The sequence below is a fragment of the Mycobacterium interjectum genome (assembly GCF_900078675.2).
Classification (GTDB): Bacteria; Actinomycetota; Actinomycetes; order Mycobacteriales; family Mycobacteriaceae; genus Mycobacterium; species Mycobacterium interjectum.
This window is the reverse complement of the sequence record NZ_LT546236.1, coordinates 536486-538653: the sequence shown is the minus strand read 5'-3', so window position 1 is coordinate 538653 and position 2168 is coordinate 536486. Positions and strand designations below refer to the sequence as shown.

The window sequence follows — 2168 nt, the reverse complement described above, 5'->3', positions numbered from 1 at the left end:
CCCCTCCCCGCCGCGGATCTGGTAGGTGATGCCGGCCTCGGTCAGGGCCTCCTCGTAGACCTCGGACTGCGCGTTGACCCGGTAGAGCACCGCGATCTCCGACGGCGCCGTGCCGGATTCGATCAGCCGGCCGATCGATGCCGCGACCGCGGCGGCCTCGGCGGTTTCGTCGGGGTGCTCGTGAAACGACGGCGCCGGGCCCGGCGCGCGCTGCCCCGACAGCTGCAGCTTGCTGCCGGCGACACGGCCGCGCGCCGCGGCGATCACCTGATTGGCCAGCGAGACCACCTGCGGGGTGGACCGGTAGTCGCGTTCCAGGCGCACCACCGTGGCGTCCGGGAACCGCCGCGAGAAGTCGAGCAGGAACCGCGGCGTGGCCCCGGTGAACGAGTAGATGGTCTGGTTGGCGTCGCCGACGACGGTGAGATCGTCGCGGTCGCCGAGCCAGGCCGCGAGCACGCGCTGCTGCAGCGGGGTGACGTCCTGGTACTCGTCGACGACAAAGCAGCGGTACCGGTCGCGGAATTCCTCGGCGACCGCGGCGTCGTTCTCGATCGCGGCCGCGGTGTGCAACAGCAGGTCGTCGAAGTCGAGCAGCGCCATCGACTCGTCGCGCACCTTGAGGGCCTCGTAGGCGGAGTAGACGGCCGCGATCTGCTTGGCGTCCATCGGGGCATCCCGGCCCGCGTCGGCCACCGCCGACGGATACTCCTCCGGGCCGATGAGCGACGCCTTGGCCCACTCGATCTCCCCGGCCAGGTCGCGCACGTCGTCGGTGCTGACATTGAGCCGACAGCGGCTGGCGGCCCTGGCCACGACGGGGAACTTGCTGTCGAACAGCTGCCAGCCGGTGTCGCCGACCACGCGCGGCCAGAAGTAACGCAGCTGGCGGTGCGCGGCCGCGTGGAAGGTCAGGGCCTGCGCGGCGCCCACCCCCGAGCCGGCGTGCGCGCCATGGGCGAGCGCGCGCAGCCTGGAGCGCATCTCCCCCGCCGCCCGCTGGGTGAAGGTGACCGCCAGGACCTGGCCGGCGGCCACGTGACCGCCCGCGACCAGCTGGGCGATGCGGTGCGTGATGGTCCGGGTCTTCCCCGTGCCGGCGCCCGCGAGCACGCAGACCGGGCCCCGGGGAGCCAACACGGCCTCGCGCTGCTCGTCGTCCAGCTCGGCGGTCAGTGCGTCGGCGACCATCGGCATGGGCTTCATCTTGGCTTCCATGAAAGCAGGAGTCGCCGACAAACACGCCGCAGCGCGCGCGTGACTTGCGTTGCTCGCGGAATTGCTCGTCGCTGCGCTACGTTAACCGGGCTATGTCCCACGCTCCGCTCACGGTTTACTCGACGTCCTGGTGCGGCTTCTGCCACCGGCTCAAGACGGCGCTCAAGTCCGACGGGATCTCCTACGACGAGGTCGACATCGAGCAGGACCCGGCGGCGGCGGAGTTCGTCGGTTCGGTCAACGGCGGCAACCGGACGGTCCCGACGGTGAAGTTCGCGGACGGCTCCACGCTGACCAACCCGAGCGCCGCTGCGGTCAAGGCGAAGCTGACCGAAGTCGGCTAGGCCGCTCAGTCCAGCCCGGCCCAGGATTCGATGATCACGCGCGCGATCGAAATCGAGCCGGGCAAGAGGAGTTTCGACCCGCTGGATTCCGCGGCGCTGCCCCAATCGCCGGCCGCAAGCGCCGCGCGCACCTCGTCGCGGGTGAACCATTGCGCCTCGGCGATCTCGCCGTCGTTGAACGAGAACTCCTCGTCCGGGTCTCCCACGGCGTGGAAGCCGACCATCAGCGAGCGCGGAAACGGCCAGGGCTGACTGCCCAGGTAGCGCACGTCACGCACGGTCAGGCCGATTTCCTCGCGGATCTCCCGCACGACGCACACTTCGAAGGACTCGCCGGCCTCCACGAACCCGGCCAGCAGGGAGAACATCCGCTCCGGCCACACCGCCTGGCGGGCCAGCACCGCCCGGTCGCCGCCGTCGTGGACGAGGCAGATCACCGCCGGGTCGATGCGGGGGAACTCCTCGTGACCGGTGACCGGGTTGATCCGCGACCAGCCGCCCCTGGCGGGCCTGGTCGGCGAGCCGTCCGCCGCGCTGAATCGGGCGCTGTCATGCCAATTCAGCAGCGCGAGGGCCGAGGACACCAGTTGGCTGCTGGTGTCGTCG

3 protein-coding genes are annotated in these 2168 nt (G+C 70.8%); 1 reads left to right on the top strand and 2 read right to left on the bottom strand.

Translation table 11 applies throughout. The annotated features are described in order from the left end of the window. Positions 1–1197, bottom strand: a 1197-nt coding sequence (locus BN4348_RS32470; protein WP_167670443.1) for an ATP-dependent helicase, incomplete at its 3' end; no start/stop codon positions are given. 113 nt (positions 1198–1310) lie between these two features. Between BN4348_RS32470 and mrx1 the strand changes: the two genes are divergently transcribed. Next, positions 1311–1562 (top strand): mycoredoxin Mrx1, encoded by a 252-nt coding sequence (mrx1, locus tag BN4348_RS32465; RefSeq protein WP_066908382.1) that lies wholly within the window; start codon positions 1311–1313, stop codon positions 1560–1562. 5 nt (positions 1563–1567) lie between these two features. On the opposite strand, the gene nudC is transcribed toward mrx1, so the two are convergent. Further along, a partial coding sequence (nudC, locus tag BN4348_RS32460) for an NAD(+) diphosphatase (protein WP_066908380.1) occupies positions 1568–2168 on the bottom strand: 601 nt, incomplete at its 5' end.

Excerpts from the sequence above, each read along its gene's own strand:
- mrx1 (WP_066908382.1), top strand. The coding sequence starts at position 1,311 with ATGTCCCACGCTCCGCTCACGGTTTACTCGACGTCCTGGTGCGGCTTC.